The sequence below is a fragment of the Bradyrhizobium sp. Gha genome (assembly GCF_900113735.1).
Classification (GTDB): domain Bacteria; phylum Pseudomonadota; class Alphaproteobacteria; order Rhizobiales; family Xanthobacteraceae; genus Bradyrhizobium.
Window position 1 is genome coordinate 36,338 of sequence record NZ_FOQM01000043.1, and the last position, 24,185, is coordinate 60,522.

Genomic DNA, 24,185 nt, shown 5'->3' on the forward strand with positions numbered 1-24,185 from the left:
TGAGCCAGCCAACAGGTAACTAAGATGGACGTTAAAGAAGAATGCCGGGATGCCTTCGCCGAACTGGCGTCGCCGGCGTGGATCCACGACCCATATCCGTTCATGCGGTGGTTGCGCGAGCATGATCCAGTGCATCGCGCGGCGTCGGGCCGATTTCTGTTGAGCCGCCACGCCGACGTCTACTGGGCGCTTAAGGCTACGGGCGATGCGTTTAGGGGACCGGCGCTTGAAGAATTGGTACGCTATTTTCCGCATGCGGCGGCCAGCCTGTCGCTTAATCTGCTGGCCTCCACGCTAGCGATGAAGGACCCACCGACCCACACGCGTCTGCGCCGGCTGATCTCGCGCGATTTCACCATGCTCCAGATCGACAACCTGCGGCCGAGCATAGCGCGCATTGTCGCAGCACGCCTGGACAGCATGGCCCCAGCGCTGGAGCGCGGGAAGACCGTGGACCTGCATCGGGAATTCGCGCTGGCCTTGCCCATGCTGGTCTTCACCGAAATGTTTGGCATGCCCCAAAACGACATGTTTAACCTCGGCGCTGGGATCGGCGCCATTCTGGAGGGCCTGAGCCCGCACGCCAGCGATCCCCAGCTCGCCGCCGCGGATGCGGCCAGTGCCAGAGTGAAGGCCTACTTTGGGCGGCTCATACAGCGCAAGCGCGCCGCTCCCTGCGACGACATCGTGTCGATGCTGGTCGGCGCACATGACGATGACGTCGACACGCTATCGGATGTCGAGTTGATCAGCATGTTGTGGGGCATGCTGCTGGGCGGCTTCGCCACAACTGCTGCAACGATCGACCATGCGGTCCTGGCGATGCTGGCGTATCCCGAACAGCAGCACTGGCTGCAGCGAGACGCCATGGGGGTCAAGGCATTCGTCGAAGAAGTGCTACGCTACGACGCCCCGGCCATGTTCAGCTCCATTCCGCGTATCGCCCAACACGACATCGAATTAGGCGGCGTGGTGATCCCGGCGAATGCGGATGTGCGAGTGCTGATCGCGTCGGGCAATCGCGACCCGGACGCCTTTGCCGATCCTGACCGATTTGATCCCGCGCGGTTCTACGGCACCAGTCCCGGCCTGTCGACCGACGGGAAGATCATGCTGAGCTTTGGCCACGGCATCCACTTCTGCCTTGGTGCGCAACTGGCCCGGGTTCAGTTGGCTGAAAGCCTGCCGCGGATCCAGGAGCGCTTCCCTACGCTGGCGTTGGCCGAGCAGCCGATCCGAGAGCCCTCTGCATTCCTCAGGACGTTCCGAGCTCTGCCGGTGCGGCTGCAAACATACGGAGGCTGAGATGCGCGTCGTGGTTGACCAGGATCTGTGCGGAACCACCGGTCAATGCGTTCTGACGCTGCCGGGCACCTTCCGCCAGCGCACACCGGACGGCGTGGCCGAGGTTTGCGGGGTGACAGTCCCGCAGGCGCTGCACGCCGCCGTGCGGCTCGCGGCCAACCAGTGCCCGGTCGCCGCCATTCGGGTCATCGAAAGCGAAGCTGGCGATGACGAGGCCGAGCGGCATGACGAAGGAGACCAACGCAATCCAGGAAGACACGATGAGACGGTTTGAAGGCAAGGTGGCCGTGGTGACCGGCGCCGGGGCTGGTATCGGTAAGGCATGCGCCCTCGCTATCGCGCGCGAGGGCGGTAGAGTGGTGGTTGCCGACATCGATGGCTCGGCGGCCACGGCGTGTACCTCGCAAATCGCGGCCGAAGCGGGCCAGGCGCTGGCTCTGGCCATCGACATCGCCGAGGCGCAGGCTGTGGCAGCGCTGTTCGAGAGGACGGATCGGCACTTCGGTGGGGTCGACCTGCTGGTGAACAACGCGAGCGCCATGCATCTAACTCCGCGCGACCGCGCGATCCTCGACCTGGACCTGGCGGTCTGGGACCAGACTATGGCGACCAATCTGCGCGGCACATTGCTCTGCTGCCGGCAGGCCATACGAGGGATGATCGCTCGCGGCGGTGGCGCAATCGTCAATATGTCGTCGTGCCAGGGGCTCAGCGGTGACACCGCGCTGACGTCCTACGCCGCATCGAAGGCCGCGATGAACATGGTATCGGCTTCGCTCGCCACCCAGTACGGTCATGCGCAGATCCGCTGCAACGCGGTTGCGCCGGGTCTCATCATGACCGAGCGTCTCGTGGCCAAGCTTGACGAGTGCACGCAACGGCATCTGCGCCGGCACCAGCTGCTGCCGCGAGTCGGCCGCCCCGAGGACGTGGCCGCGCTGGTGGCATTCCTGCTTTCAGACGATGCTGCCTTCATCACCGGCCAGGTCGTCTGCATCGACGGCGGCATGCTGGCGCATGTGCCGACGTACGCCGACGGGGGGAACGCCGCGCGAACTTCCCGCGAGACCGCCGAAGCGGCTGAGTCGCCGCGTCGCTGATGACATGCTGCTCAACCCGCTGAACCGTCGAGATCGGCTGTGGCACGACATCCCGGTCATGCCCGGCGCTTTCCCCCTAGTCGGGCATCTTCCCGCCGTCGTCTACGACCTGCCGCGCCTGCTGCGGCGCGCGGAACGAACGCTGGGCAGCCACTTCTGGCTGAATTTTGGCCCCGCCGGACATATGGTGACCTGTCTGGACTCAGATGCGATCGCGCTGCTCCGGCACAAGGACGTGTCCTCCGCGCTGATCGAAGATATCGCGCCCGAATTGTTTGGTGGAACGTTGGTCACCCAGGACGGCGGCGCGCACCGGCGGGCGCGCGGTGCGATCCAAGCAGCGTTTCTGCCCACGGGGCTGACCCACGCCGACATCGGCGAGCTGTTCGCGCCAGTCATCCGAGCGTGGGTGCAGAGGTGGCGCGACCGCGGCGACGTAAACATCCTGCGCGAAACGGGCAATCTGACGCTCAGGCTCATCTTCAGCCTCATGGGAATCCCGACGCAAGACCTGCCGCAATGGCGTCGCAAGTACCGGCAATTGCTGCACTTGATCGTCGCGCCTCCGCTCGATCTGCCCGGACTGCCGTTGCGGCGCGGCCGCGCCGCGCGCGACTGGATCGATGCGCGGTTGCGCGAGTTCGTTCGCGACGCGCGCGAACATGCCGCGCGCACCGGGTTGATCAACGACCTGGCGAGCGCCTTCGATCGCAGCGACGGTGCGCTCTCCGATGAGATCCTTGTCGCAAATATCCGCTTGCTGCTGCTTGGTGGTCACGAAACCACCGCCTCGACGATGGCCTGGATCGTGATCGAACTGGCACGGCAGCCTGGGCTGTGGGACGCTCTGGTCGAGGAGGCGCATCGCGTGGGCACGGTGCCGACCCGGCACGCGGACTTGGCGCAGTGTCCCGTCGCCGAGGCGCTGTTCCGCGAGACGCTGCGCTTGCATCCGGCGACGCCGCTCCTGGTGCGTCGCGCACTGCGTGAATTGCGAGTCGGCGAACGGCGCATTCCCGGCGGCACGGATCTATGCATCCCACTGCTGCATTTCTCAACCTCGGCGCTGCTGCACGAGGCCCCCGCTCAGTTTCGCCTGGCGCGGTGGCTGGAACGCACGGAGCCCATTCGGCCGGTGGACATGCTGCAGTTCGGTACCGGCCCACACGTGTGCATGGGCTACCACCTGGCATGGCTGGAACTGGTGCAGTTCTGCATCGCCTTGGCGCTGACCATGCACGAGAGCGGGGCGCGGCCGCGATTGCTGAGCAACGCCGAAAAAGGCCGGCGCTATTTCCCGACCGCACATCCGTCCATGAACATCCGCATCGGATTTTCATGAGGTGGCATCGCACGCCCTGTGCCGAGGCAGCGGCACCAGCGCTGCGCGGCATTGCCGCACCCGGCCGGCATGATGCAATCCCGACAACACCTCGGCGACCCGCCTGTGAAGGACAAGGACGTGAACAACATGAGCACCGGTCACACGCCACAGGACGATAGCACTCGTCACGCCGCGCTCGGCGGATTGGGCACCCAGGCGCGCGGCGAGCTGCAGTCCGAGATCTGGATGCAGGAAGGCGCAAAACGGGTCGAACAGGTGATGGCGCGTCTTCTCTGCGCCGAACATGACGGTGAGACCGAGCTGATGGCGGCGATGCGCTACGCCACCTTGCATGGCGGGAAGCGCACCCGCGCCTTGCTGTGTCTGGCAGCCGGCGCATTGGCCGGCAAACCGGCGCACATGCTCGACGAGGTCGGCGCCGCCATCGAGATGATGCACGCGTGTACCCTGGTCCATGACGATCTGCCCGCGATGGACGACGACGTGCTTCGTCGCGGCCTTCCGACCGTGCACGTCAAGTTCGGCGAAGCTACTGCGATCCTCGTCGGCGATGCGCTGCAGGCGCACGCCTTTCTGACACTAGCGAGGCTGGATGCGCCGGGCGACAACCGTGTCGCGCTCGTGCGCGAACTGGGGCAGGCGGTGTCAGCCGAGGGTGCCGCAGGCGGGCAGGCCATGGATCTGTCGCTGGTTGGAAAGCACGTCGACTTGGGCAGGATTGTGGCGATGCACCGGATGAAGAGCGGAGCTCTCGTGCGCGCGTCCGTTCGCATGGGCGCACTATGTGCTGTCGCGGAGGATGCTTCGCACGCTGCACTATACCGAGCGCTCGATCGCTACAGCGCCCGTTTCGGCCTGGCTTTGCAAGTGATCGACGACATTCTCGACGTGACAGCTGATACGGCTACACTGGGCAAGACCGCCGGCAAGGATGCGGCGGCACAGAAGCCGACCTGCGCGTCGATCATGGGACTGCAGGCAGCACGTCAGTTCGCGCTGGATCTGTTGCGCGATGCCGGGGAGGCAATCGCGCCGATAGGGTTGCATGCAGAACGGCTGGCGCAACTCCTACGGCGGGCCAAGGCGTATCTCGTCCAGCACGCGCCATGCGCTTGAACGCGCCCCTCCGCATTAAGCTAGGGCTGTGCAGCTGCGTCTGCCGGCGACAGCCTTGCATGCTGCACTTTGTCCGAGTCCGCGCCAATTGCAGCGGCCGCCGGCCGCGGGGCGCACCGTGCCCAGCCCTATGCGGCGGACCGTAGCGAGCATCGGGCGCGTCGCCGAGCCGCAGCAGGTCGGCCGTCTGGTGCCCCCTAAGCTACCTGCCTGCGGCGACATGCGGGGGCAACTGCCGGATCCCGGTTCTCTTTAACTTCTGCAAAAGGAACTTCCTTCGTGAACGCGCTGCCCGAGCAGATCCTTTCCGAATTGCGCCGCCTTCTTTGCGAAATGAGCGATGGCGGCAGTGTCGGTCCGTCCGTCTACGACACGGCGCAAGCGCTGCGCTTCTACGGCATCCTCACCGGTCGGCAAGAAGCATACGCGTGGCTCATCGCGCAGCAGCAGCCCGACGGTGGATGGGGAAGCGCGGACTTCCCGCTGTTCCGGCATGCGCCCACGTGGGCGGCATTGCTGGCATTGCAGCGCGCTGATCCTCTACTCGGTGCTGCCGACGCACTCCGGGCTGCGACCCGTTTCCTCCAGCGCGAGCCCGATCCCTACGTGGATGCGGTCCCGGAAGACGCGCCGATCGGCGCGGAGCTGATCCTACCGCAATTTTGCGGCGAGGCCGCATCCTTGCTGGGCGACATAGGGTTTCCGCGCCATCCAGCGCTATTGCCCTTGCGGCAAGCGCGCTTGGCCAAGCTAGGAGCGGGGCCGATGTTGCCGAGCGGCCATCCGATGCTGCACTCTTGGGAGGCCTGGGGGACGTCGCCGACCACCGCATGTCCGGATGACGACGGCAGCGTCGGCATCAGCCCGGCGGCTACTGCCGCGTGGCGTGCGTACGCTGTGATACAGGGGAGCACGCCGGAGGTCGCGCGCGCCGATGCGTATCTGCAGACGGCGTCGCGGGCGACGCGCTGCGGCATCGAAGGTGTCGTCCCAAACGTCTGGCCGATCAATGTGTTCGAACCATGCTGGTCCCTGTACACACTGCATCTCGCGGGGCTGTTGGCGCATCCCGCGCTCGCTGAGGCGGTCCGCGTGATCATCGCGCAGCTCGAAGCCCGTCTGAGCGTGCGCGGTCTGGGGCCGGCCTTGCACTTCGCGCCTGATGCGGACGACACCGCCGTTGCATTGTGCGTCCTGCAGCTTGCGGGCCGCGCCCCGGCTGTGGATGCGTTGCGCCGTTTCGAAAGGCGCGAGCTTTTCGTGACCTTTCCCGGCGAACGCAACGCCTCAGTATCAACCAACATCCATGCCCTGCATGCGCTGCGACTGTTGGGCAAGCCCTCCGCGACCACCTGCGCGTACGTTGAGGCCAATCGTAGTCCGCGCGGGCTATGGGACAACGAAAAATGGCACGTTTCGTGGCTGTATCCCACCGCGCATGCTATCGCTGCGCTGGCGCAAGGCAAGCCCCAGTGGCGGGACGAGCGCGCGCTAGCGGCGCTGCTGCAGGCGCAGCATCACGACGGTGGCTGGGGCACTGGTCGCACGTCCACGTTTGAAGAAACCGCCTATGCGCTGTTTGCTTTGCGCGTGATGGACCGGAACCAAGAGGCGACAGAGCGCCGACGCATCGCGCAGGGAGTGGCGCGCGCGCTGGAGTGGATGCTCGTCCACCATGCTGTGCATGCATTGCCGCACACCCCTCTGTGGATCGGCAAGGAACTGTATTGCCCCACTCGGGTCGTGCGGGTGGCTGAACTCGCCGGGTTGTGGCTGGCGTTTCGTTGGGGGCGGCGTGTACTGGGCGAAGGAGCAGGAGCGACGCAATGATCCAGACCGAACGCGCGCTGCAACACGTGTTGGAGTGGGGACGGTCCTTGACCGGGTTCGCTGACGAGCATGCCGCGGAAGCGGTGAGGGGCGGCCGGTACATCCTGCAGAGCATCGACCAGGGCCTGCGCGACGTCAGCGCCCGCACCGGTCGTCATCCGCAGGACGAAATGCTGATTGTGGCGTTCTATCGCGAATTGGCGCTGCTGTTCTGGCTCGACGACTGCAATGACCTTGGCCTGATCGCGCCTGAGCAGCTCGTCGCGGTGGAGCAGTCGGTGGCGCAGGGCGAGCCGTGCGCGCTTCCCGGATTCGAGGGCTGCGCTGTGCAGCGTGCTTCGCTGGCCGCGCTCGCCTACGATCGTCGCGACTATGCTCGGCTTCTAGAGGACACCCAGTGCTACTGCGCGGCGCTGCGCGCCGGGCACGCACAGGCGGAACGCCGCTCCTACGCCGAGTACCTGCACAACGGCACCGTTTCGATCGCCTACGCGAACGTGCTCTGTTGCCTGTCGTTGCTGTGGGGGCTGGATATGGCAACTTTGCGCGCGCGCCCGGCGTTTCGTCACGTCCTGCGGCTCATCTCCGCGATAGGGCGCCTGCAGAACGATCTGCATGGATGCGACAAGGACAGTTCGGCCGACGAGGCCGACAACGCAGTGGTCCTGCTGCTGCACCGCTATCCAGGTATGCCGGTGGTGAAGTTCCTCGAGGACGAGCTGGCCGGCTATACGCGCATGCTGCACCGGGTGATGGCGGAAGAACGCTTCCCGGCGCCCTGGCAATCGTTGATCGAGGCTATGGCGGCGATCTGCGCGGAGTACTACCAGACCTCACCCAGCAGGTACCGCAGCAACTCCGCGGGGGCAGGGCATGGTTCGCTGGCCTGAACGCGCAGGAGGCGGCGCCGGACGCGCGCTGCCGCGGTCCGGGTCCGACTCAACGCTGTCGCCCGATAAGCGGATTGAACGAGCATGAGCGACGCCGCCCTAGCGGGGCTAAGCCGATCATCTGGACACCGTACTGGATCGGCGAGAACATTCAGGTGTGACCTTTTCCTTCGTGGACGACCTCGGTCAAGGCGCCAGACACCCGGTCCTTTCCAAATAGACAGTGAGCAGCCGTGAATATGACTCTTTTTGACGGCGGCTAACACGCGCTACGCTTTGACCTTTCGCGAATTGGCTTCTAGCTTGATACTGAGGCTCGCCGATCTTCAAACTAGGCCTCCCGACTATACAGTTCGGCGTGTTGCATGCCTCACATATTAGCTCACGCGTAAGATTGCATGAGGTATCGTAAGTTCGGCTGGTGTGGGGAAAGGCGGTAGCGCCTCCGGGGGGGGGGGGCCCAGTGACTTGAACCGCCGATTGTATCGATCCGCCAACCGCGACACGGCTTGCGGTTGGATTGCCGGTTGCAAGCCATTGATCTCTAATCACGGGCTTTTGGCGCCAGGATGGCTTCCGGAGCCCCCTTTTGCGATCAAGATGTGTTCGTCGCCTCGTGACACCAGCACCGACAAGCACCTCCCCTCGAAGTCGAACGGCACTTCCGAGAGTCGAACCCAGCCGCCTACGGTGCCGTTCCGCGCGGAGAGTATCGCATCGTCGAGGGGACTTCTGACGCCAGACTGGAAGGTGCTGTTAAGGTGCGCGAGGCTCAAGACGCGATCGCTAGGTCGCCCCTTAGGATCGATATGTGCTTCGAGCGTGATTTTAGCTTCGGTCAGTGTGCCGGTCTTGTCCACGCAAAGCGTGTCCATGGCCCCCAGATCATCGATTGCGGACAATCGCTTAACGATAACTTTTCGGTCAGCCATGCGCAACGCGCCGCGGGCCAGCGTCACCGTCATCACCATGGGCAGCAGCTCAGGCGTCAGGCCGACGGCGAGTGCGACCGCGAACAGGAAGGATTCCAGTGCGGCGCGTGGCGCGACGAGATGAGCCAACAAGACAAAGAGGGTCAGAAAGAGCGAAAGCCGAAGGATCAGGAGTCCAAGCTTGTGCACACCCTGTTCGAGAGCCCTTGGCGGAGCATTGGCCGCCAGTGCAGCAGCGATCGCGCCAAACCGGGTCCGGCCCCCAGTTTTTACCACCAACATCCTGCCGCTTCCGCCGACGGTACTGGTTCCGGCGAACAGGGCATTCGTCGCCTCGGCCGGCAATGCCGCGGAGCAGCAGGGGGCGTCGGTCTTGAAAGCAGGAAACGGCTCACCCGTCATCAAGGCCTCATTGACCTGCAATTCCTGGGCATCAAGGACGATGCCATCGGCGGGTATGAGGTTGCCGACACGGAGCTTCACGATGTCTCCGGGAACGAGCGCCGTCACCGGTACCGTAATATCCCTGCCATCCCGGACGGCGTCGGCCCGAATGGCCACCGATTCGCGCAACGCTTCGGCCGTCAGCTCTGCGCGATGTTCCTGAACGATGTCCAGCGTGATGGACAGAGACAGCACCGTTGCGATAATCACGAAACTGCCAACGTCGCCGCTTAATCCGGATACGAGGGCGGCCGCCAGGAGCATCGCAATCAAGGGATTCCAAACGCGTTGCCCCAGCTTGCGCAGGAACGATCGGCTTTGAGAGGCATCAGCGTGGTTTGCTCCGAAGATCGCCAAGCGCCGGTCCGCTTCGACCTGCGATAGTCCGTTCGGACCGGAGCCGAGCGCACAGCAGAGGATATCTCTTGGTGTTTGCCAGAACTCGGCAGCGGCCAAAGCGTTGTCCGCGCTAGGCTATTCGATCATCGAAGGGCTCGCCGAGCTGTTTGTCACTAGGCCAGGAAGGCCGCCGCCGTCATTCCGCGCTGATCAGCTTGTCTTTTAGCTCGCTTTGGCAAGATCGTCGTCCTCCGGCGAGTTCAGATAGATTCCCGACATGGTGTCGACCCAGCGGATCCGGGACCTGGCGGGCGAGGCTTGCTACGGCTTGCAGCAGATTGGCGCGCGAGACGATGCCGACGAGCTTGTCGCCGCGGACGACCGGCAGGCGCTTGATGTTGTTCCGCTCCATCAGATCGACGATCTCCGCGAGCGCGGTGTCCTCGGTGATGGTGGTGGGTTGCTTGGTCATCACCTCCGAGATCTTGCGGCCATGCTCCTGGACGAAGTCACTGGCCGATCTGCCGGGGCCGAGAATAAACCGCAGGAAGCCGCGCCGTATGCGCCCGGTCCCGATTTCGCTGCGGCGGAGGAAGTCCCCCGCCGACACGATGCCGACGAGCTTGCCGGCAGCGTCGACCAACGTGAGGCCGCTGACGTGCCGTTTCAGCATGATGTTGGCCGCCTCGACGATGCTGGTGTCGGGCGTGACCGAAATGACGGACCGGGTCATGATCTGGTGGGCGCGCATGGCATGCTCCGCAAGTTTCGCGAATTCGAAGGCGGAAGTGTAATCCAGGCGCGAAAGGCCGATTTGACCCAGGTCAACCCGGCGGGGCCGTCGATACCGGCCAGGCAATCGTGACCGGGCGCGCAGTTGATGCAGCTCAACGCAGCGCCCGGAGGGAATGATCATATCCCATTATGGACATCGACATGCCCGGGACCATTCAGCCATGAACGTCGTGCAGACTTTCCAGCGGACCGACCAAGAGATAGCCCCGGCAGGCTCCCCCGATCCAGCCGTGAGCATCGTCCCGGCGACGACTCGCGAACACGTTCAGCCCGAGCCACGGGCGGCTGCGATCGGCCCGCGCCGGATCCATATCCCATCGACCGCGCAATTCACGCGATGCTCGCGCGACTGACGGGAGGGTTGTCGCCGCTTGCGCTGTCGCTCGCTTATCTGGATTGGGCTACGCATCTTGCGGCTGCGCCACAGCGCCAGACCGAGATTGTCCGCAACGTCGTTCGGGATACCGGCCGGCTCCTCGATGCCGTGGTGCATGCGGTATCGCCGGGCCGAAAGCCTTGGTCGGTGATTCAGCCGCAGGCGGGCGATCGCCGTTTCTCGGAGCCGCAATGGGAAACGCCGCTGTTCAACCTGCTGGCGTAGGCGTTCCTGCTCGGTGAGCAATGGTGGCACGACGCGACGACGGGCGTGCGTGGCGTCGCGCCGGCGAACGAGGCGATCGTCGAGTTCTCGGTGCGCCAGATGCTCGACATACTGGCCCCGTCGAATTTCGCAGCGACCAATCCCGAAGTCCTAGAGAAGGCGTTTAAGAGCGGCGGCGAGAATTTCGTCTTCGGTTGTGGTGCAACGATCTGATGCGCTCGCCCGGAAAGCAACCCGACGACGGCGGCTTCATCGTCGGCGAGACGGTTGCGGCTTCGCCCGGCAAGGTCGTCTATCGCAACGATCTGATCGAGCTCATCCAGTATCTTCCGACAACCGACAAGGTTCGACCTGAGCCGATCCTGATCGTGCCGGCCTGGATCATGAAGTACTATATCCTCGATCTTTCCCCGCAGAATTCGCCGTCGATGCCGACGTCACTTACCTGCTGACCAGCGGCGGTCACAATGCCGGCGTCGTCGCGCCCCCGGACGAGGCGGGACACAGTTATCAGGTAGTGACCAAGCCTGCGGACGCCCCCTATGTCGGCCGTGACGAATGGCTGAAGCTGGCCCCGCGTTATGAGAGATCGTGGTGGCCCGAATGGACCAACTGGCTTGCGGCGCGTTCTGGCGAGCCATGCGAGCCGCCGCGGATCGGGTTAGGCAACGCAACCGGTTTGCCTGACGTTCCGGGAAACTACGTTCGTACCTAGAGCATGATCCAAACCCGCAGGCTGTTGATGCGGATCAAGCGCCCCCATCGCGGGATCGCCTAGTCTGGCTGCCAAGGAGAACTCTGATGCCCATCAAGGATGTCCTTCTGCCACTCATTGGCGAATCGTACGAGCCGACGCTTGCCGCGATCGAGAAATGTGTGGCGCTCGCCGCCGGTCTCGGCGCCAGGGTCACGGCGCTCGCGCTTGAGGATCAGGTCCTCGTGCGACCGAAAGTGGTGTCGCCGGACGGTCCTGCTGCCGCCAAGCCGGCCGAGACCAGTGATATGCAACGGCTGCTGAATGCGCTCAACGATGCGGCCTCGCGCAAGAACGTTCGAGCCGAGCGGCGATCCGGCAAGATGCCGGTGGAGCAGATTGCATCAACGCTGGCCGAACACGCGCGTTTCAACGACCTTACGTTGGTGACGGTGCGGCCGCATGACAGTTGCACCGAGCGCGTCATCGAGACGCTGCTGTTCGAATCCGGCCGACCTCTGCTGCTTTGCCCGGAACACCGCGCGGCTGAACTGCGCGCCAATTTCGAGAACATCGTGATTGCCTGGGACAATTCCGCGCGCGCGGCCCGTGCGGTCGGATGCACTGCCGTTCCTTAGGGACGCCGCCTCCGTTCGCGTCCTCACGGTGACGGACGGCAACACCGAGACCATCCAGCGTTCCGGCGCGGATCTCATCGACCACCTCAAGGAGCATGGCGTCCGCGCCTCCTTCGAGATGGTGAACGGCAGCGGGAGCTCGACAGGCAAGGTGATCGGAACCTGGGCGCAGGCCCATGAGATCGATGCTCTGGGGCGGCGTGACCAAAACGGTCATCGGCCAGCCACCGTGCTGGGTTATGATCTCGCACTAGCCGGTTCCGTCATAGATCCGAGTAGCTGTCGGATACCCGCCCGATCGGACGATTGCAGCCATGTCGACCTACCGCCTGAAAAATCTGCTCTCGCCCAGATCGGTCGCGCTTGTCGGAGGGAGCGCTGGGCGCGCGTCCGGCGTGCCGTTCTGGAGAACATCGCCAACGCAGGGTTCAAACGTCAGTTCGCACTGGTCAACCCGCGCTACGCCGAGATCGGCGGCATCGCTGCCGTGAACAGGCTCGACAAGTTGCCATTGTTCCCGAGCTGGTCGTGATCACCGCGCCCGCCGGCGAGGTTCCCGCGATCATCGACCAGGCCGGGCGCCTCGGTTCGGCCGGAGCCCTTATCGTATCGGCCGGGCTCGGCCATGGACCGGGATCTCTGCACGAGGCGACGCTCGCGCCGCGCGAGAATACGGCATGCGGCTGGTCGGGCCCAACTGCCTCGGGATCATGATGCCGGGCGCGAAGCTCAATGCCAGCTTCGCCGCGCATATGCCGGGCGCGGGAACCTCGCGCTGATCTCGCAGTCAGGCGCGATTGCGGCCGGCATGGTCGATTGGGCCGCGCAGCGCGGCGTCGGCTCTTCCGGTATCGTGTCAATCGGCGACCAGATCGATGTCGACATTGCCGACCTGCTTGATCATTTCGCGCTGGACCACAAGACGCGGGCGATCCTGCTGTACATCGAGGCCATCAAGGATGCGCGCAAGTTCATGTCGGCGGCGCGCGGCTGCGCGCGTCAAGCCCGTCGTTGTAGTGAAGTCCGGCCGCATGGCGCAGGGCGCCAAAGCGGCGGCGACACATACGGGCGCGCTGGCGGGCTCGGATGCGGTCTATGACGCGGCGTTCCGCCGCGCCGGCGTGCTAAGGGTCGCGGATCTGCGCGAGCTGTTCGATTGCGCCGAGACGCTCGGCAGGGTCGAGTCGCCGGCGGGAAAGCGCCTCGCCATCCTGACCAATGGCGGCGGCATCGGCGTCCTCGCCATCGACCGGCTGGTCGAGCTTGGCGGCATCCCCGCGCCGATGACGGACGAGACGCGGAGCAAGCTCGCTGCGGTGTTGCCGTCGACCTGGTCTGGCGCCAATCCGGTCAATATCGTCGGCGATGCGGATGCCGGGCGCTATGCTGCGGCGCTGGAGGTCTTGCTCGCCGACCCCGGCAACGATGCAATCCTGGTGCTCAACGTGCAGACCGCAATCGCCTCTGCGGTCGACATCGCCGAGACCGTCACCGCGCGGGTCAAGACCTATCGCGAGCAGCATCGCAGCTGGGCAAAGCCGGTGCTTGCCGCCTGGGTCGGTGCCGATCAGAGGATCATCGAAACGCTGAGCGGTGCCGGCATTCCGAACTATCCGACCGAGGACGACGCGGTCCGGGGCTTCATGCATCTGGTCCGGCACCGCGAGGTCATCGAGGAGCTGAGCCAGGTGCCTCCGGCGATGCCCGACACTTTCGTCCCCGATGTCGAAGCAGCCAGGACGATCGTGACAGGCGCCATCGCCGACGGTCGCAAATGGCTCGAGCCGGTCGAAATCAAGCATCTGCTCGAGGCCTACGACATCGCGATGGTGCCAACCTATGCGGCCGCCAATGTCGAAGAGGCCGTGAGTTGCGCCAACGAGATGTTCGCGCAAGGCTCGACCGTGGTGCTCAAGATCATGTCGCGGGACATCGTGCACAAATCGGACGTCGGCGGCGTCGTTCTCAACCTGACCACGCCCGAGGCGGTGCGCGCGGCGGCGGCCAATATTCTTGCCCGGGCGAGGAAGTTGCGCCCCGAAGCCCGCATCGCCGGTGTCATCGTGCAGGCCATGGTCGTCAAGGCGAAGGCGCGCGAGCTGATCCTCGGTCTTGCCGACGATCCGATCTTCGGCACCGTCGTCGTCTTTGGCCGCGGCGGCACTGCTGTGGAGATCATCAACGACAAGGCGCTCGCGCTGCCTCCGCTCGACCTTCAGCTCGCCCGCGACCTGATCGAGCGCACGCGGGTCTCGCGCCTGCTGCGCGCCTACCCGGACGTGCCGGCCGTCAAGCAGGACGCCGTCGCCACGGTGCTGGTCAAGCTGGCGCAGATGGCCGCCGATATCCCGGAGATCCGCGAATTCGATATCAACCCGCTGCTCGCGGACGAAACCGGCGTGACGGCGGTCGACGCCCGCGTCGCGGTGGGATCGCCTCAGCGCCTGTTTGTCGGTCCTGGCCTCGCCAATTTCGCCGTTCGCGCCTATCCCTCGCAATGGGAGCGACATTTGCAGCTCAAGGACGGCTGGCGCATCTTCGTGCGGCCGCTTCGTCCCGAAGACGAGCCGACCATCCATGAGTTCCTGCGCCACGTCACCTCGCACGATCTCCGTCTGCGCTTCTTCGCGCCGATGAAGGAGTTCACGCACGAATTCATCGCGCGTCTGACCCAGCTCGACTATGCGCGCGCGATGGCGTTCATCGCACTAGACGAGGCCACCCATGAGATGGTGGGCGTGGTCCGGATTCACTCCGACTCGATCTACGAGAGCGGCGAATACGCCATCCTGCTACGGTCCGACCTCAAGGGCAGGGGGCTCGGATGGGTCCTGATGCAGCTCATCATCGAATATGCGCGGTCGGAGGGGCTGAAGGCCATATCTTGCGACGTGCTCCAGGAGAACACCGTGATGTTGGACATGTGCCGCCAGCTCGGCTTCGACGTGAAGCCGGATCCGGCCGAGCCGGACATCTGCGACGTTAGGCTGAAGCTCTGAACAGGATCGTTGCGGTTGGCGGGTCGCCGACCCTCCGGGCTTAGGCGGGCGTTTCGTTTGATGCCACAGCAGCATGCGGCGCAGGCTCCGTAGCCGGCTTCTTCAGGCTCTTGACGATGATGGCAATCAGGGGGACCAGGACCGGCACGAGTCCCGTTAGGGGATGGTGCACCGCTCCGCTCACCTGGGCCTGGAGCGCCCGAGCTTCCAGTTGCAGGGCTTCGACCGAGGCGCCATGGATTTCGCTTGCGAGCTCGATTTCGCGGCCCGAGGGCGGCCTGCCCGCGATGATGAACAGGACCGCGGCAATGGTGAAATTGAGCGCGCCGAGAATGGCTGCCGCGACAATCGCGCTCCAGATCTGGATCAGGGCGAAATAGGCGGACAGCTCGAGCATCAACAGACCGAAGGCGGCGATCAGCACCGCGAAGGCCCGCAAGCCCAGCCCGACCAGCAGATGGCGCAGACGGATATCGGCGTGATCCTGTCGGTGCGCCAGAGCGCGCGCAGGTGTTTGATGACGTTTTCCGTATTCACCTAGTGTCTCCTCAGCATGAAGCCGACGACCACCCCCAGCGCGAAGGCCGAGGCCAGTGATGCTACGGAGCGCTCCGTCATGAGACCCTGAAGCTGCTCCCGCTCTTCGCTGACGGTCTCGCCGAGCTCCGCCAGCGCAGCCTTGATCTGGTCGGCCAAGGCGGCGGTGCGCTCCCGGGACGTGTCGAACATCTGCTGACCGGCCATGCTCAAAAGGCGCGCGACATCGACCTTCATCGCGTTCAGCTCATTGCTCATGTTGCCGGTGTCGAACATTGGCGGTCTCCTTTGCATCGAACAAACCTATGCGAGCGCGCATGAGGGTCGTTGATTTGCGTCAAGGAGGTGAGCCCGCGTCCCGGCTGCTCTTTGAGGTAGGTCAATCGGGTCCCTCCATGACGACCTAACCTCGAAGCTATCGGGGTCGGTCCCATGAGGATTTAGGCGTGAATTCGGAACCTCTGCTGCTGGCAACGCCCTCCGGCGAAGCGCTCGAATTGCGGCCGGAAGGGCCTTGGAACGCCGCCAATGTGGGTAAGCTCGAAGCGCTGTCGCGAGCGGTCAGGGCAGATGTCGATCGCTCGAAGCTCGTCAGGCTCGACATGGCCGGCATCAGCGACCTCGACACGCTCGGCGCCTGGCTTCTGGAGAGACTGTCGCGCGGGGGTGCATCGTCGGGTCGGTCCTCCGAGTTTGTCGGAGTGGCCGATCATTTCAGCGGTCTGATAGACGAGGTTCGCCAGGTCAACCGGCACACGCCACGGCCGGCACCGGCGCCCAATCCGGTTGTGGGCAGACTGCACGATCTCGGCAAGTCCACGGTCGAGGCCCGGGAGGATGTGACCGTCTTCCTCGGAATGCTCGGTGCGCTCTTCATGTCCCTGATCGGCGTGCTGCGGCGGCCCCGGTCACTGCGGCTGACCTCGCTGATCTATCAGCTTTATAGGATCGGGTGGCAGGCAATCCCCATCGTCATGCTGATCACCTTTCTGATCGGCGCGATCATCGCGCAGCAGGGCTTCTTCCATTTCCGCAGGTTCGGCGCGGAATCCTACACCGTTGACATGGTCGGCATTCTGGTGCTGCGCCGAGCTCGGCGTGCTCATCGTCGCGATCATGGTCGCCGGCCGTTCGGGCAGCGCCTATACCGCCGAGCTCGGCTCGATGAAGATGCGCGAGGAGATCGACGCGCTCGCGACCATGGGCCTCGATCCGGTCGACGTCTTGATCCTGCCGCGGGTGGCTGCCCTGGTCATCGCGCTTCCGATTCTCGGCTTCATCGGATCCATCGCCCCGCTCTATGGCGGCGGCCTGGTCGCGCAGTTCTACGGCGACATGGGACCGGCGATCTACATCGCGCGGCTGCATGAGGCCATCTCGGTCACTCACTTCGAGGTCGGCATCCTGAAGGCTCCATTCATGGCGCTGGTGATCGGGATCGTTGCCTGTAGCGAGGGATTGCGCGTGAAAGGCAGTGCGGAGTCGCTCGGCAGGCAGACGACGACATCGGTGGTCAAGTCGATCTTCCTGGTGATCGTGCTCGACGGCCTGTTCGCGATTTTCTTCGCCTCGATCGAGATGTGATGATGCCCGAGACACAGCAGTTTGCGATCCGCGTTCGTGAGTTGGTGGTCGGCTTTGGCCGTCACACCGTGCTCGATCATCTGTCGCTGGATGTCCTCCGGGGCGAAATTCTCGGCCTCGTCGGCGCGTCCGGAGGCGGCAAATCGGTCCTGATGCGGACCATCATCGGCCTCGTTCCGCGCCAGAGCGGCACCATCGAGGTGATGGAGCGGCCAGTCGGCGGCATACATGACGGCGGGACGCAAACTATCGCGGGGCAATGGGGCATCCCGTTTCAGCGGGGCGCGCTGTTCTCCTCGTTGACGGTGCGGCAGAATGTCCAGTTTCCGCTGCGCGAGAACTTGGCTTTGTCGCCAGAGCTGATGGACGAGATGGCGATTGCCAAGCTCGGTCGGGCTGCGGGCCGAGGATGCCGACAAATCCGTCAGAGTCCGGAGGCATGACCAAGCGCGTGGCGCTGGCGCGCGCGCTTGCGCTCGATCTGCCGATCCTGTTTCTGGACGAGCCGACCTCCGGCCTCGATCCGATCGCCGCCGGTGATTTCGACGCTCTCATCAAGACCCTGCAGACGACTCTCGGCCTCACCGTATTTATGGTGACCCACGATCTGGCGAGCCTGACGACGGTCTGCGACCGAGTCGCGGCGCTGGCCGACGGCGGGATCGGGGCGATCGGTCCGATGCGCGAGCTGCTTCAATCCGAGCATCCCTGGGTGCGCGCCTATTTCCACGGCAAGCGCTCGCAGATGCTGCAACCTCATATGAGATGAGACATGGAAACGCGCGCTCCCTATGTGCTGATCGGTGCCTTCGTGCTGACGGCAATCCTTGCGGTGTTCGGCTTCGTCTACTGGCTCAACAACGCCGGCGGCATCGGGCCGCGAACGGCCTACCACGTCCAGTTCCAGGGGCCGGTGCCCGGTCTCCTGGTCGGCGGCGGCGTACTGTTCAATGGCATTCGTGTCGGCGAGGTGACCGCGCTCGGGCTCGCACCGGACAATCCGCGCATCGTCAATGCAACGATTGCGGTCGCATCGACGACGCCGGTGCGTGCGGATACCAGGGTCGGGCTCGAATTCCAGGGCTTGCGTGCCGGTGGTAACGCTGGAAGGCGGCACGATCGTCGCGAAGTCGGGCGAACCCCCGACCTTGCTTGCCGAGGCGAGCGCAGGCCAGAGCATGACGCAGGCGGCGCGCGACGCATTGCGGCGGGTCAATAGCGTGCTGGAGGACATTCAGATCCGCTGAAGGATACGATCGCCAATTTCAAGACGTTCTCGGATGGACTTGCGCGCAACGCCGGCAAGCTTGACGGCATCCTGGCCGGCCTCGAGAAGATGACCGGCGGTGGCCAGCCAGCCCAGAAGATAACCTGCGATCTGCGCGCGCCGCAGGATCTTGGGCCGGCCGGCAAGACGCTGGCGGTCTCCTTGGCGATTCCCGAGCCGACCGCCGTCGCAATGCTCCAGACCCAGCGCATGCTGTTCTCGCCGGTTCGCGACACCCCTGGCTTTGCCGAGTTCCTTTGGGCGGACAGCATTCCAAAGCTGGTGCAGGCGCGCCTGATCGACAGCTTCGAGAACTACGACATCGCGCACGCGCCGTTGCGCACGACAGATCTGGGCCAGGCCGACTATCAGCTCCTGATCGACGTCAGGCGGTTTCGGATTGAGACGGAGGGAGAGCCGCAGGTCGAGATCGGGCTGTCCGCGAGGATCGTCGACAAGAACGGCAAGGTGGTCGCCTCGCGCATCGTGGAGACGAGCGAAAAACTCGACAAGGTCGAGCCGGCCGCGGCAGTGTCCGCTTTCGACGCCGCCTTCGCCCGCATCGCAAAGGAGCTGATCGGCTGGACGGTCGGATCGGCCTAGAGCGTGAAGCCTGACGACGATTCGTCCCGATCTCATCGGGGCGAGAGCGTCTTTAGAAAGCGGCAGCGTCCGCCGAATTGATCTGTATCAACTGCCTTTGCCACGGTGAAGTAAAATGCATCGCGCGGTGGACCCGGGTTCGATGCGATGGCCGGCTGGTGCTTGGAGCGGTGAACGAAGGCTTCCTTGGTCATGATTGAACCGGACGGGCATTTTTGCAGCGACTGTGCAGTGCGCGCCACGGCAGTCTGTTCATCACTCGATCGCGCCGAGCTGAAGGAGTTCGAGCGTCTGGGCCGCCGCGTGAGTTTTGCCGCAGGAGAAACGGTCTTCTCCGAGGAGGACATCACGACCTCGTTCTACAACCTCCTCGAGGGCGTGATGCGGCTGTACAAGCTCCTGCCCGATGGCAGGCGGCAGATCGTCGACTTTGCATTGCCCGGTGATTTCCTGGGGATGAACATTGCGGGACGCCACAATTTTTCCGCCGATGCCATCGGCGCGGTCACCGTGTGCCAGTTCGCCAAGACGGCGTTCGGCCGCTTCGTAGAGGACCGGCCGCATCTGCTGCGCCAAATCAACGAGCTTGCGATTCGCGAACTGAGCCAGGCGCGCGACCACTTGGTCCTGCTTGGCCGCCGTTCGGCTGAGGAGAAGGTCGCAACCTTCCTTCTCAATTGGCGCGCGCGGTTGGTCTCGCTCAGGGGATCGTCGGATACGGTTCCGCTGCCGATGAACAGGCAGGACATCGCCGACTATCTCGGACTGACGATCGAGACCGTCAGCCGCACCTTCACCAGGCTGGAGCGGCTCGGTGTCATCGAGATCATCCAGGGGGGCATCAGCCTGCTCGATCCTGCACGCGCCAAAGCCCTGGCCGCCGCTTGAGGCTTCCCGCAGCTGTTCCGATTTTTGATCCCGATCAATCACGGCGCGCGCGGCCCCGTAAAAAATGACGCAAACGACCTTGGGAGGAGCGTGATGCCGATTGACGCAATACTGGTGGCCGTCGCCGTCGAGGCTGTCTTTGTCGGATCCGCCGGGGCTCTGGCATGGGCGGACCGACAAACCAGCGCAAATATTGCTACTCGCACAAAAGTCTGAGCGAGAGCCCGGCAGGCTCGCACACGATCCGCGAGCGCTCGCAGTCCGATGAGGCTTCAGACGGCGCGGCTGTGAGTGGCCTGGGAGCGTGCAAGATGCGCGTCGAAAGCTGACGCGACGCTCCGAACCAGGAACTCTGCCCCGCCGCTGACGGCTAACCTGTCGCCGATCATCGTCACCACCCCATCGGCAACGAGACTGTCGATCCGCGATCGATCGACGATCGCCGATCGTGGATCCCGACCGTGACGATGGGACACTTGAGGTAGATCGACGGCCATGTCGCACATGACGCGCTCGATGATGTCGGCTCGGAAACGGTCTTCCTCGGTGAATGCATAGCCCTTCACGGTCGCGAGACGTTCATCGGCGATATGCGCGAGATAGTCCTTGGTGGCCACGACGTTCTGCACAAATCCCTGCGGCAGGCGACTGATCGAACTCGAGCCGAGGCCGATGAGAGCTTCAGCGGCGTCGTCCGTGTAGCCCTGAAAGTTCCGCCGCAGTCGGCCTTCCCGTTTCGCGACGGCGAGGTCGTCGTCGGGCAAAGCGAAGTGATCGAAGCCGATCCGGACGTAGCCGGCATCGACCAGCGCCTCGGCGATGGTCTCCGCCTGCAGATGACGATCGAGGCTGTCAGGAAGCGTACTTTCGTCGATCTTGCGCTGATGCTTCTTGAAGGATGGGACGTGGGCGTAGCCGAAGACGGAGAACCGGTCCGGGCGCAGCTCAATGCACTTGGCGACAGTGCCCAGGCAGGAGTCGACGGTCTGCAGCGGTAGGCCGTACAGCAAGTCGAAATTGATCCTGCCGATGCCAGACCGTCGTAGTCGTTCGACGCACTGGGCGGTCTGCTCGAAGCTCTGCAGGCGATTGATGGCTATCTGGACGTCCGAATCGTAGCTCTGCACGCCCAAGCTCGCGCGGGTGACGCCGCTGAAGGCCAAGGCTTCCGCCATCGGTTCGGTCAGGGTGCGCGGATCAATCTCCACGGCAACCTCGGCGTCCGGCAGCACGAAGTACGAGTAGCGCAGCGCGCCGACGAGGTCGGCGAAGGTCTCCGGCGCCATGATCGTGGGCGTGCCGCCGCCGAAGTGGATGTGCGAGACCGGAAGTCGCTGGCCGATCGTCTCAGCCACGATGTGCGCTTCGGTGCGTAGGCCGGAGGTGTAGATCGCGATGGGATCGTCTTTCTTGGTAATGGAGGTGTGGCAGCCGCAGTACCAGCACATGGACCGGCAGAAGGGTACGTGCATGTAGATCGATGCGGACTGTCGGGCCGGTAGCGACTTGAGCCATTTCCGATAGTCGGCTTCGCCGATCGCGGGGGAAAAGTGCGGGGCCGTGGGATAGCTGGTGTACCGGGGCAGCCTGTCCTGCCCGTAAGATTTCGCCAAGTCCGATCTCATCTCAAGTTTCTCCTCCGTCTTGCGGATAGTACCAGCGCTCGGAAGGAACGACATTGCTCTGGCTCAATGCCCTCGGAAAGGACCTCATGTCCGCCACAGCAGCTTGGCCACGTTCTTGAAGGTGTTCGCGACAATCGACCGCGGCGTTTCGATAACGAGCCGGAAGGCAAGATTGGTTGGCGGGACGCCGGCCGCGCTGGCCGCATCGCACCCGTCACCGCGTCGGCTCAGCGAGTAAGATCTATTTGATCCGCGTCAATGAATGTAGCCGAAGACTAGCTATAGTCTTTGGTTCGAAAAAGATAGGGGATAAATCAATGCTGGAAAAAGTTGTCGAGTTCGCAGGTGAGGCGTTGCCGGGCGGGAATGCTATGCCCCCGTACTCCGAGAGCCAATTCCTAGTCGAACTCGGTGAGCGTGTGCGCAGCTCGCGCATCCATTGCAGCATGTCGCGCCGCGAGCTTGCCCGCAAGTCCGGCATTTCGGAGCGCTACATTGCCCAGATCGAGGGCGGAAAGGGGAATGTCTCGATCGTCCTCTTGCTCAGACTTACGTGGGCTATGCGCCGCAGCCAGCGAACGGCGGCTTGATATCTGGCATCTGCGACGATGGCCTCTCACTGGCCGGCATCACGCGTCCATATTGTGCAGGCGCTGGCGGTTGCGCAGCACAATCTGGCGAGCGCCAGAGAACCCGAGAATGCCCTGGGCGTGAAGCTGCGAGAGCGCCCGCGACACGGTCTCCAGCGTGAGACCAAGATAGTCGCCGATGTCGCGGCGGCACATCGGCAGCGCGATCATGCCCGCGACGGCGAGGCGGCGGTCCATTTCGAGCAGGAAGGTCGCGACCCTCTCCATCGCGGTCTTGCGTCCGAGCAGCAGCATGTGGTCTTCGGCGTGGCCCAGCTCGCCGGCGGTCATGGCCCAGAGCTTGCGGGCGACCTGCACGTCGGTGCCGGCAGCCTTTTCCAGGCTTACACGCTTCACTAGCCGAACATTGGTATCGATGATCGCCTCGGCAGCGAGGCGATGGCTGGTGCCGGATTCGAGGCCGAACACGTCACCAGGGAGGTGGAAAGCGCCGATCTGGCGGCGGCCGTCGGAGAGGAGCTTGTAGGTGCGCACTGCGCCGGAGACGACCTGGTAGACATATTCGGCTGGCTCGTCCTCACCGTAAATCTCCTCGTCCTTGCGATAGGAGAATTCGGTGGCGACGAGGCCGACATGGCCGGCGATCGCGCCGAACTGGTCGGAGACGGGATGAACAGGGGCAATCTTGACACGAACTTGCGTGTTGATCGCTTGGGTGTTGAGCGTCTGGGTCAGCATCTGCGCCATCTCCGTTGTGATGGCACTTTGGTACGCTGTATCGGGTGCTTCGAAAATTTCGCGAGATATCTTAAGGGGGCGCCCTTACGTAGAATCCCGTAGGTCAATTCCGGTGACGGCTCTGGATGGCATGGCGAATACGTTTGACCAGGTTTTCGTCGAGAAGCGGCTTCAAGATCACGTCCTTTACGCCTGCGGCAGCAGCCCGGGCCGAGATATTGCCGTCCGGATAGCCTGTGATCAGGATCATCGGGGTGCTGCCGTCGAACTGGCGCAGCCGATCGGCCAGCTCGATGCCGTTGATATCGGGCATCTTGTAGTCGATCACGTAGCAGTCGGCGCCGGGCAGGCTCGAAGCGTTGAGCAGTGCTGTGGCATTCCGAAACGTCCGCACGGCAAAGCCCTCGGTTTCCAGAAGAAAGCGCAGCGATCCCAGCACAGCGTCGTCGTCGTCGACCACGTAGACGATGGGCCGTGTCGACGATGCCATGGGTAGCCGCTGATGGTGCGAGCCGATTTCGATCATCCGGATCGCGTAGCACAGGCGGACCGGCCCGTCTTGACTTGCCTCAAACCGGTTGGCCTCAATCCTTCAGCATGCCGGCGCGCATTGCGAGGCGCACCAGTTCCGAGAGGCTGCCCGCCTGCATCTTGGTCATGATATTGGCCCGGTACACCTCGATCGTGCGCGGGCTGATGTCATAGTCGCGGGCGATCAGCTTGTTGGAGAGCCCTGCGACCAATCCCTCCATGACCTGTCGCTCCCGCGGGCTCAAGGAGGCGACGCGGGCGGTGATATCCTGGACGACGGCCTCGCTTCTGGCCGCCAACTCCGTCTGGCGGATGGCGCTCTCGATCATGGCGGTGAGGCGATCGTCCTCGAACGGCTTTTCCAGAAAGTCGACAGCGCCAAGCTTCATCGCCTCGACCGCCAGCGGCACGTCGCCATGACCGGTCATGATCAGAATCGGAAACGACCAGCGCTGCGCCTTCATTCGCTTCAACAGCTCGATTCCGTCGAGACCAGGCATCCTGATGTCGGAGACGACGCAGCCGAAGGCGAGGCCGGGCAGGGTATCGAGGAAGCTTTGCGCGTTGTCGAACAGCGTGACGTCGAAGCCAACGGACTCCAGCAGGAAATTGAGCGAGTCCCGCATCGCCTCGTCGTCGTCGATGACGTAAACATGTCCCTTGGTCGTCATTGCTCAGGCCTCATCGGCTGCCGGCAGGGTGAAGCGGAATGTCGCGCCGCCCGATGCGTTGTTCTCGGCGACCATGCGACCGCCGTGAGCCTCGATGATCGAGCGGCTGATCGACAGTCCCAC

Annotated in this window: 17 protein-coding genes and 7 pseudogenes; 15 read left to right on the plus strand and 9 right to left on the minus strand. The window is 64.0% G+C overall.

What is annotated here, in order from left to right; all coding sequences use genetic code 11:
- The first annotated feature begins 24 nt into the window (after positions 1-24).
- From BM222_RS33710 to BM222_RS33740, 7 genes are all read left to right on the plus strand, one after another.
- Positions 25-1,305, plus strand: a complete 1,281-nt coding sequence (locus BM222_RS33710; protein ID WP_092238368.1) for a cytochrome P450 — start codon at positions 25-27, stop codon at positions 1,303-1,305.
- A gap of 1 nt (position 1,306) precedes the next feature.
- Entirely contained in the window at positions 1,307-1,579 is a 273-nt protein-coding gene (locus tag BM222_RS33715) for a ferredoxin (protein ID WP_092238371.1), read from the plus strand.
- Positions 1,566-2,405 (plus strand): SDR family oxidoreductase, encoded by an 840-nt coding sequence (locus BM222_RS33720; protein ID WP_092238374.1) that lies wholly within the window; start codon positions 1,566-1,568, stop codon positions 2,403-2,405. The genes BM222_RS33715 and BM222_RS33720 overlap by 14 nt, the downstream gene beginning before the upstream one ends.
- A gap of 4 nt (positions 2,406-2,409) precedes the next feature.
- Entirely contained in the window at positions 2,410-3,747 is a 1,338-nt protein-coding gene (locus BM222_RS33725; protein ID WP_092238377.1) for a cytochrome P450, read from the plus strand.
- Positions 3,748-3,876: 129 nt separating this feature from the next.
- Positions 3,877-4,866, plus strand: coding sequence for a polyprenyl synthetase family protein (locus tag BM222_RS33730; protein WP_092238416.1), 990 nt, complete (start codon positions 3,877-3,879; stop codon positions 4,864-4,866).
- A 279-nt stretch (positions 4,867-5,145) separates the two neighbouring features.
- Entirely contained in the window at positions 5,146-6,696 is a 1,551-nt protein-coding gene (locus BM222_RS33735) for a hypothetical protein (protein ID WP_092238380.1), read from the plus strand.
- Complete coding sequence (locus tag BM222_RS33740) at positions 6,693-7,586, plus strand: terpene synthase family protein (RefSeq protein ID WP_092238383.1); 894 nt, start codon at positions 6,693-6,695, stop codon at positions 7,584-7,586. Before BM222_RS33735 ends, BM222_RS33740 begins: the two co-directional genes overlap by 4 nt.
- 548 nt (positions 7,587-8,134) lie before the next feature.
- On the opposite strand, the gene BM222_RS33745 is transcribed toward BM222_RS33740, so the two are convergent.
- On the minus strand, positions 8,135-9,418 hold the full coding sequence (locus BM222_RS33745; protein ID WP_092238386.1) for an HAD-IC family P-type ATPase: 1,284 nt from the start codon (positions 9,416-9,418) through the stop codon (positions 8,135-8,137).
- Between the two features lie 105 nt (positions 9,419-9,523).
- A pseudogene (locus tag BM222_RS33750) lies at positions 9,524-10,052 on the minus strand (CBS domain-containing protein).
- 339 nt (positions 10,053-10,391) lie between these two features.
- Between BM222_RS33750 and BM222_RS33755 the strand changes: the two are divergent.
- The 3 genes and pseudogenes from BM222_RS33755 to BM222_RS33765 form a co-directional block, all read left to right on the plus strand.
- Positions 10,392-11,412 (plus strand): annotated as a pseudogene (locus BM222_RS33755) (poly-beta-hydroxybutyrate polymerase N-terminal domain-containing protein); the annotation flags it as partial.
- Positions 11,413-11,573: 161 nt separating this feature from the next.
- Positions 11,574-12,029, plus strand: a complete 456-nt coding sequence (locus tag BM222_RS43145) for a hypothetical protein (protein WP_349509894.1) — start codon at positions 11,574-11,576, stop codon at positions 12,027-12,029.
- A 314-nt stretch (positions 12,030-12,343) separates the two neighbouring features.
- Positions 12,344-15,028: pseudogene (locus tag BM222_RS33765) on the plus strand (bifunctional acetate--CoA ligase family protein/GNAT family N-acetyltransferase).
- 40 nt (positions 15,029-15,068) lie between these two features.
- Here BM222_RS33765 and BM222_RS33770 read toward each other — a convergent pair.
- Positions 15,069-15,565, minus strand: a pseudogene (locus tag BM222_RS33770) (phage holin family protein).
- Positions 15,566-15,841 (minus strand): hypothetical protein, encoded by a 276-nt coding sequence (locus BM222_RS33775; RefSeq protein ID WP_092238390.1) that lies wholly within the window; start codon positions 15,839-15,841, stop codon positions 15,566-15,568.
- Between the two features lie 170 nt (positions 15,842-16,011).
- On the opposite strand from BM222_RS33775, the pseudogene BM222_RS42915 reads away from it, so the two are divergent.
- From BM222_RS42915 to BM222_RS33795, 4 genes and pseudogenes are all read left to right on the plus strand, one after another.
- Positions 16,012-17,149: pseudogene (locus BM222_RS42915) on the plus strand (ABC transporter permease).
- A pseudogene (locus tag BM222_RS33785) lies at positions 17,149-17,918 on the plus strand (ABC transporter ATP-binding protein). The pseudogenes BM222_RS42915 and BM222_RS33785 overlap by 1 nt, the downstream one beginning before the upstream one ends.
- 3 nt (positions 17,919-17,921) lie before the next feature.
- Positions 17,922-19,019 (plus strand): annotated as a pseudogene (locus BM222_RS33790) (ABC-type transport auxiliary lipoprotein family protein).
- A 192-nt stretch (positions 19,020-19,211) separates the two neighbouring features.
- Positions 19,212-19,907: a helix-turn-helix domain-containing protein gene (locus tag BM222_RS33795; RefSeq protein WP_092238394.1), complete on the plus strand. Its 696-nt coding sequence runs from the start codon at positions 19,212-19,214 to the stop codon at positions 19,905-19,907.
- A 272-nt stretch (positions 19,908-20,179) separates the two neighbouring features.
- Here the strand turns inward: BM222_RS33795 and hemN are convergent, their stop codons facing one another.
- The gene (hemN, locus tag BM222_RS33800) at positions 20,180-21,532 is read right to left on the minus strand and encodes an oxygen-independent coproporphyrinogen III oxidase (RefSeq protein WP_092238419.1); all 1,353 of its coding nucleotides are present in this window, start codon (positions 21,530-21,532) and stop codon (positions 20,180-20,182) included.
- Between the two features lie 317 nt (positions 21,533-21,849).
- On the opposite strand from hemN, the gene BM222_RS33805 reads away from it, so the two are divergent.
- The gene (locus BM222_RS33805; protein ID WP_092238397.1) at positions 21,850-22,122 is read left to right on the plus strand and encodes a helix-turn-helix domain-containing protein; all 273 of its coding nucleotides are present in this window, start codon (positions 21,850-21,852) and stop codon (positions 22,120-22,122) included.
- A 39-nt stretch (positions 22,123-22,161) separates the two neighbouring features.
- Here the strand turns inward: BM222_RS33805 and BM222_RS33810 are convergent, their stop codons facing one another.
- From BM222_RS33810 to BM222_RS43150, 4 genes are all read right to left on the minus strand, one after another.
- Positions 22,162-22,860, minus strand: coding sequence for a helix-turn-helix domain-containing protein (locus tag BM222_RS33810; protein WP_177243617.1), 699 nt, complete (start codon positions 22,858-22,860; stop codon positions 22,162-22,164).
- Positions 22,861-22,963: 103 nt separating this feature from the next.
- Positions 22,964-23,386 (minus strand): response regulator, encoded by a 423-nt coding sequence (locus BM222_RS33815; protein ID WP_092238402.1) that lies wholly within the window; start codon positions 23,384-23,386, stop codon positions 22,964-22,966.
- Between the two features lie 58 nt (positions 23,387-23,444).
- The gene (gene fixJ / locus BM222_RS33820; RefSeq protein ID WP_092238404.1) at positions 23,445-24,062 is read right to left on the minus strand and encodes a response regulator FixJ; all 618 of its coding nucleotides are present in this window, start codon (positions 24,060-24,062) and stop codon (positions 23,445-23,447) included.
- Positions 24,063-24,065: 3 nt separating this feature from the next.
- Positions 24,066-24,185, minus strand: a 120-nt coding sequence (locus BM222_RS43150; RefSeq protein WP_349509890.1) for an ATP-binding protein, incomplete at its 5' end; no start/stop codon positions are given.